8 protein-coding genes are annotated in these 6,799 nt (G+C 34.7%); all 8 read left to right on the plus strand.

Annotation, left to right across the window (positions count from 1 at the left end; all coding sequences use genetic code 11):
* On the plus strand, positions 1-513 hold a 513-nt coding region (locus AFK68_RS16715), incomplete at its 5' end, for a hypothetical protein (RefSeq protein ID WP_371357425.1).
* A gap of 166 nt (positions 514-679) precedes the next feature.
* The gene (locus tag AFK68_RS16720; protein WP_094673763.1) at positions 680-1,618 is read left to right on the plus strand and encodes a phytanoyl-CoA dioxygenase family protein; all 939 of its coding nucleotides are present in this window, start codon (positions 680-682) and stop codon (positions 1,616-1,618) included.
* Between the two features lie 322 nt (positions 1,619-1,940).
* Positions 1,941-3,053: a TauD/TfdA family dioxygenase gene (locus tag AFK68_RS16725; protein ID WP_094673764.1), complete on the plus strand. Its 1,113-nt coding sequence runs from the start codon at positions 1,941-1,943 to the stop codon at positions 3,051-3,053.
* Positions 3,054-3,278: 225 nt separating this feature from the next.
* Positions 3,279-3,485 (plus strand): DUF4058 family protein, encoded by a 207-nt coding sequence (locus tag AFK68_RS16730; RefSeq protein WP_256386589.1) that lies wholly within the window; start codon positions 3,279-3,281, stop codon positions 3,483-3,485.
* Positions 3,486-3,642: 157 nt separating this feature from the next.
* Positions 3,643-3,768 (plus strand): hypothetical protein, encoded by a 126-nt coding sequence (locus AFK68_RS43515; protein WP_256386588.1) that lies wholly within the window; start codon positions 3,643-3,645, stop codon positions 3,766-3,768.
* Positions 3,769-3,894: 126 nt separating this feature from the next.
* Positions 3,895-4,479 carry a hypothetical protein gene (locus AFK68_RS16735; RefSeq protein WP_094673766.1) on the plus strand — a complete coding sequence of 195 codons (585 nt, stop codon included), beginning with the start codon at positions 3,895-3,897 and terminating at the stop codon, positions 4,477-4,479.
* Between the two features lie 172 nt (positions 4,480-4,651).
* Complete coding sequence (locus tag AFK68_RS16740) at positions 4,652-5,404, plus strand: isochorismatase family protein (RefSeq protein WP_094673767.1); 753 nt, start codon at positions 4,652-4,654, stop codon at positions 5,402-5,404.
* A 162-nt stretch (positions 5,405-5,566) separates the two neighbouring features.
* On the plus strand, positions 5,567-6,367 hold the full coding sequence (locus AFK68_RS16745) for an SDR family NAD(P)-dependent oxidoreductase (RefSeq protein WP_094673768.1): 801 nt from the start codon (positions 5,567-5,569) through the stop codon (positions 6,365-6,367).
* Positions 6,368-6,799: the final 432 nt, after the last annotated feature.

A 6,799-nucleotide genomic window follows, 5' to 3' on the forward strand; every position in this document is an offset into this window, starting at 1 on the left:
GTCTTTAGTTTACTAAAACCATGTTCTGATATATTAGTATATCGAATCTTAGCTCAAAAAGTTAAAAAAGGCGATTTAAAATTAGTTTACTCTTGTAATACTAAGCCGCCTTGGTGTAAATCTTGTCCTAAATGTGCTTATGTTTATTTGTCCTATATGGCTTATCTAACTCCAGAACAGGCAAATGAAATTGAACAAGTTTTAAACAAAGAAAATCTTTTTGATAAACCCGATATACAGCTTTATTATCGACAACTAATGGGGCTAGAAGATCATAATGCTTTTGAATGTGTGGGGGAAATTGAAGAGACCAAAATTGCTTTAGAAAAATGTCTGGAAAAAGGATTTACTGGTAAGGCAATTGATTGCTATATTCAAGAAGCACGTTTAGATAGAGATAAATATCACAATTTATGGAAAAAATATCAGCAATTGGATTTATCTTATCAGCGTATGCCACCAAAATTGATGGAAATTTTGATTCAAGAATGTCAGGAATTGGAGAGATTGTAATTAGAGGAGGTAGGGTGGGAGAGGAAAAAAAATTAACATGAATAAGGAAGTGATTGAATAGAATTTAAAATTATTATAGCCAATTCTGAAAACTGTTGGCTTGACAATTCTATTCTATTTATAATAGAAGATAAAGTGTACACGATTACCAGAAAAATAATACAGAATGACCAATACAACTAACTTATCTAACTCTGAGATACTTACAACCAATCCTTTGTCACCAGAGCAGATTAATAGGTATCATCAAGATGGATTTATCATTATTCCTAGCTTTTTTAATCGTCAAGAAATCGAACCTCTATATAAAGCCTGTGTTGAAGATACAAAACTACAAGAAAATGAGACAAGTTTTCTAGACATTGACGGAAATATTTGTCGATTTACTTATTTTATGGAAACACAGAATACTTTATTAGGAAGCATTCCTCGATTAGCGAGAATGGTGGATGCAGTTGAAACTCTCTTAGGAGGGAAAGAATGCTATCACTGGCACTCAAAAGTAGTGAGAAAAGAACCTCATTCCCAGGGCTACTTTAACTGGCATCAAGGCTACGGAGCTTGGTATTATGATGGCTGTTTATTCCCTGATTTTGTAAGCACTTTTGTTGCTGTCACTTCAGCAACTAAAGAAAATGGTTGTGTTCAAGTGTTGAAGTCATCCCATTTGCTTGGTCGAATCGATCATATTAATAGTCGTGGAAATATGATAACCGATCCAGAAAGAATGGAGGTAATTCTCAAAAAACTGGAATTAGTCTATTGTGAGATGGAACCAGGGGACATATTGATTATGCACGGTAATACACTTCACTATTCGGAAAATAATCAGACCGATCATCCTCGAGTCCTTGTTGTTAGTCATTACAACTCTGCTGACAATGAGCCATACGATTTAGAAGGGGCTGAAATTCTTCGGTATCGGCCATTGAAGAAATTACCTGACTCTTGGCTCCAAGATAAAAAATATGATTCAGTATTCATAGACAAAGATTTTTTTAACCAGCAAAAAACTGACGATGCCGAGTTATACGCTGGAGTAGGAAATCTTGAAAAAAGGTACTCTAGGCTTCCTAATACTAGAAAAATTAACGAAATGCCATAGAAAAATGTTTTGAACGGGGATTTACCGGTGAGATAATTGACTGCTATTTGCCCAAAGCTCGCTTAGAAGAAACTAGATACATCTAGTTGCAGAAAAGGTACTCGCAACTAGATGTATACTATCAGCCTCAGCCAAAAAAATTGATGAAAATTTTGATAGATGAATGTCAAAAATTAAATTAATAGGACTTACACATTGACGCTATTGCTGGAGTTTTTTCGCGCCACTGTGACGCATCAAGGCACTATATCTATATATAGATCCTTTGCGCAATTTAATTTGTATTTCTTGATTTTGAACAACTAAAAAATAGAAATTTTCAATGAACACTACAATAACTTTAAATGATAATTTTCTTGAAGTCCAAGGCAAACGTTTCCACTATATTTGGTTGCGACAAAATTGCCTATGTCCTGATTGTCGGCATCCTACTTCTTTCCAGGGGTTATTCGATATCAGCGATCTCTCCTCACCGCCAGAACCTTTATCTGTAGAGGAGAAGAATGGAGAAATTGAAATTATTTGGAAAGAAGAACCACCTCATAAAAGTATATTCCCTGTCTCCTGGCTGCTGAATCATGCTTACGACCCCTCGCCTCAGCAGCCCGAAGAACAAAAAATTCTATGGGATCGGGCTTGGTTAGATGCTCATCCACCCAAAAAGTACGATATTCATTCCTGTCCTGAAGATGTTTGGATGAGTCAGCTTTTTACATTAGGTTTTACTGTACTCAAGAATATCAATCCTGACAATTTAGATGATTTCATATCATCCATTGGACCGATTCATGCAACAGAATACGGACGATTCGGGGAATTAAAAGCAATGCCAAACAGCACAGATATTGGGCAGTCGCTTACAGGTCATGCGTTGGCACTTCACACTGATCGATGCCACGTCCACGAGCCGCGTCTAGTACAGGTTCTATATTGTGTAGACAACAATGCTTCTGGCGGCGAATCGTTACTTGTTGATGGCTTTCGTATTGCTACAGATTTTCACCAGAATCATCAAGACTACTTTCAGATTTTAGCAAAAACCCCTTTGCAGTTTCAGGATTTTGACCCAATGCGAGGGTATTTTTTCTCCCGCAAAACCCCAATTCTAGAACTAGACTGGGAGGGTAAAGTTGCTGGAATCTACTTTAGTCGCAAGACTTGTAATTGGAATATACCTTTCGATGAACTAGAAGCTTTTTATGAAGCATATTCAGCTTTTTGTCGTTATTTAAAAGATCCAATTTATGAATACCGCTTCCGTCTTGAACCTGGAGACTGTTTGCTAGCACAGAACTTTAGGATAATTCACGGACGAACAGCTTACGATCCGCTATCGGGACACAGACATCTTAGATGGGCTACTATTGCTTGGGATTACATCAACGCTAGGCAGAACTTTGAGATGCTTAAACACCTGTACTTGATGGAAAATTAACCAATTTAGTCACGAAAAATTAACGATATAGTGAGAGTATTAACTTAATCAAAAAATAACGATATAATGCCCTGAAAAAACATACTATTAAGCAGTAACTTAAGAATAAAGAAAAACATGATCGATAACAAATGATTACTTTAAATCACAATATAGAGCGTGACTATTGCATTTTAGTTAGTCCTAATAATCAACGTCCTCAAGCACATCTATAATACTTTTAAGATTCAAGATATGATTCCTGTTTTTACTTTGCCTCTACTTCCAGAAGATTCAGAAGTTATCCTAGATTTACAAAGTATTTTACATCAAGTTTACGACCAACGACGCTATAATTTAATAATTGACTATCAACAAAAAATTATTCCTGCTTTATCAAAAACTGATACAATTTGGGCAGCAAATATCTTGAACAAACAAGGGTTAAGATAAATTTGTACTAAAACTTGAACTAGGGAAACTGACCGTCTAAAAGTATGAAGCTAAAATTGTCTTTACTTATCTATAATCTGGTACTCCTAAAGATAACTCAAGCAATCAAAAATTCAGCTATTTTTACACAATCAAATTAGGCAGTAGATTAGTAATAATGTATAAAACTCAAGCAACAGATACAACCATAGAAACTGAAAAAATTTGGTTCGACCTCATAGGAAAAATACCCATAGAAACCAGAATAATGCAATATCACAGGGCATCCATTCAATCTCAATAAATTTGGTGGAATTTATTTAAACAACAACATGATAATCTAACAAATAAACAACTAAAAATAGAGTATATCAAATTAAAACTAGGAGAGAAATATTGCTCAATAAATAAACTTATTAACACAGATTTTATGATTGCTTCTGAAATTGATTTAGCCCTGAACCTTGGTGAAATATTAGATAATTTAAACATTCCTTACTACTTAAGTCGTGGTCTGGCTAGTTCGTTTTGGGGAGAACGGAGACAAACAGAAGATGCTGATATTGCAATTATTTTAGAACCAGATAAAGTAGAACAATTAATAACAGCATTATCAACAGAATTTTATCTGAGTGATACTGCTATAGATGATGCTCTGAGAGGTCGGACTAATAGCTTTAATGTCATTCATACAGCATCAGCTATTAAAGCAGATATTTATCCTATTAAACAGTCTAATGATTTTGAGTTATCGGCTATGTCTCGCCGAAAACAAGTTAAACTTTTTTCGGGGAATAAATCTATTTATATTACTTCTCCTGAAGATATTATTTTACATAAATTAATATGGTACAAAATTGCAGATAATTACTCTCTAAAACAATGGCGCGATATTTTGGGTGTAATTAAAGCCAGACGCAAAATATTAGATTTTGACTATTTGAGGTTGTGGAGCAGTCAGCTCAAACTAACTCCAGAATTAGACAAAGCTTTGGATGAAACTACTTTAGCTTAATATTTTCCCAAGTATTGATACTGGGTTTAAAAGCAAGTATTCTGTAGAAACTAAATCTAACTTATCTAGCTATATTTTACGGTAAAATAAATCATCAATAAAATTTAGCTAAAATTATTTATACAGTTTTAGCTAAAATTATTTATACAGTTCTCTCGTTCAGTAAATTGTAATGACAACAACTCTAGCTACTCCCGATACTTCCTTAGCAACTATTCAAGCTGCTTTACCCATCGATCCACAACCTTATATTGTAGGCGATCGCCCCACCGGATTAGTTGTAGTAGATGTACTTAATGGTTTTTGTACTGTTGGGTTTGGCCCATTAGCACCCCAAGAACCAGATGAACAAATTGCTACAATGGTGTCGGAAAGCGATCGCCTAGCTCGAACTTTTGTCGAAAGAGGTTGGCCAGTTTTAGCTTTCCTAGATACCCACGAACCAGGTAAACCAGAACCCCCTTATCCTCCACATTGTGAAAAGGGTACAGGAGAAGAAGAACTTGTTCCTGAACTTAAATGGTTACACGATAACTCCCTAGCAACATTGGTTCCCAAAGACTGCATCAATGGATTTATCGGTTCCATTGACGTTGATACTCAAAGTAATGTATTGTTGAACTGGATTAATAATAATAAGCTGGAGAGCCTAGTTGTAGTAGGAATTTGTACTGATATCTGTGTAATGGACTTCGTTGTTACTATTCTGTCAGTCCGCAATCATGGTTTAGTACCTACTTTAAAAGATGTTGCTGTATATGATAAAGGTTGTGCTACTTTTGACCTGACAGCAGAAATGGCTGCCGAGCAAGGTTTACCCAAAACCGCTATTCATCCACAGAAAGTATCTCACCATGTAGGGTTATATACAATGGCTGAACGTGGTGCATTTATTGCTTCTACTATTAATCTAGAGGCTAATTAACATTATAAAAGCAGGATTTTCAATTTAATAATACTGAATTTTTAGACCTCAACTCAAATCCTGCTTTTCTCAAGATCAGGGAAGTGAATAATTTTAAAAGCTCTGTTGAGAAAATCAGGGTCAAAATAGCAACGTACTTTGAAAATAGAGGATAAAAAATTTATGAATACTCGATTAGCAATTGTCACAGGTGCCGGTGGTGCTGTTGGAGGTTCCTACCTCAAACATTTTTTAAAAGCAGAAAATACAAAATGTGTCGCTCTTTCCCGGAGCAATTTAGAAGCAACCGAAGTTATCCAATTTAAAGTCGATCTGCTAGATGAAAACAAAACTAGGGAAGCTATTGAACAATTAGACCTTAGTGGAATTTCCGATCTCATACTGGTACATGGCGTAGGTAAATTCAAGTATGAAGATTTAGAATCTCTGCCCCACCTCAACCAAGATCCGCACAAAATAGATAATGAAGTATTCTTATCAAACTACCATACTTTTGTCAACGTTGTCAATCCCTTGGTAGAAAAACTTACTAAAGAACATCAGGGCGGGCAGAAAATAACCCTCGCCCTTTGTGGTTTTGGTTCTATTAGTGATAAATATAAAATCCCGTTTTGGCGTTCTTATACCTATGCTAAAGATACTTTACGCCAATATATCAAAGATTTAGCCAAGTCAGAAGAGTGGAAAGGGTTAATTCGGGGACGTTTTATTAATGTTAGTACCACAGATACAGGTAATGAAAATAAATTACGTCCTAATGTAACAGTTGAAGAAAAACAATATTGGTTAAAACCTGAAAAAATTGTAGCTCAATCTATGCCAGTTATTGAAAGTTTACAACCTTTATGGCAAGAAATAGATGTTTATGAAATTTTGCCAGGATTTAATCCAGAAGAATATTACAACGACTATCAGACTATTAAACAAAAATGGGAGCGTCAGATGGGTTTGGTAAATGCTTGATCTAGACTTTGACTTTTACTCATGAGAAAATCAGCGACCAATTAGGAAAAAGTTTTAGTATTTGTGGGTGAAGTATTACCGAAAAATTAAGGTATAAAATCTCTCTATTCATGGAGCGAAAAGAAAAAAAATTCCTTTTAGCCAATCCTCTTCTTATCAAGAAGAGGTAATTATTAATTATTAATTATTTAATAGGTTTTCGTGACTCCTCAATCATACGATAATTACTTGGACTCTATACTAAGATAAATTTTGTTTTAAGTATGGCCACAAGCACCTTGGGTTGAATTAAATTAGTAATGGCAATTTATTTTTACTAAACTACGATGAGCCATATAACTTAAATTTATCAAGACGATTATTTCATAAAAGAAAAAAAGTATAAAATAAAGTAGCTGAATCAGAAGAAATCAATTATAATATCTCTAATAT

The organism is Hydrocoleum sp. CS-953 (genome assembly GCF_002260545.1).
In the GTDB taxonomy this organism is placed as follows: domain Bacteria; phylum Cyanobacteriota; class Cyanobacteriia; order Cyanobacteriales; family Microcoleaceae; genus Trichodesmium.

What these genes read in the sequence shown, in the direction of transcription:
- AFK68_RS16735 (WP_094673766.1), top strand. Translation starts at nt 3,895, where the DNA reads ATGATTGCTTCTGAAATTGATTTAGCCCTGAACCTTGGTGAAATATTA.
- AFK68_RS16745 (WP_094673768.1), top strand. Translation starts at nt 5,567, where the DNA reads ATGAATACTCGATTAGCAATTGTCACAGGTGCCGGTGGTGCTGTTGGA.
- AFK68_RS16720 (WP_094673763.1), top strand. Translation starts at nt 680, where the DNA reads ATGACCAATACAACTAACTTATCTAACTCTGAGATACTTACAACCAAT.
- AFK68_RS43515 (WP_256386588.1), top strand. Translation starts at nt 3,643, where the DNA reads ATGTATAAAACTCAAGCAACAGATACAACCATAGAAACTGAAAAAATT.
- AFK68_RS16725 (WP_094673764.1), top strand. Translation starts at nt 1,941, where the DNA reads ATGAACACTACAATAACTTTAAATGATAATTTTCTTGAAGTCCAAGGC.
- AFK68_RS16740 (WP_094673767.1), top strand. Translation starts at nt 4,652, where the DNA reads ATGACAACAACTCTAGCTACTCCCGATACTTCCTTAGCAACTATTCAA.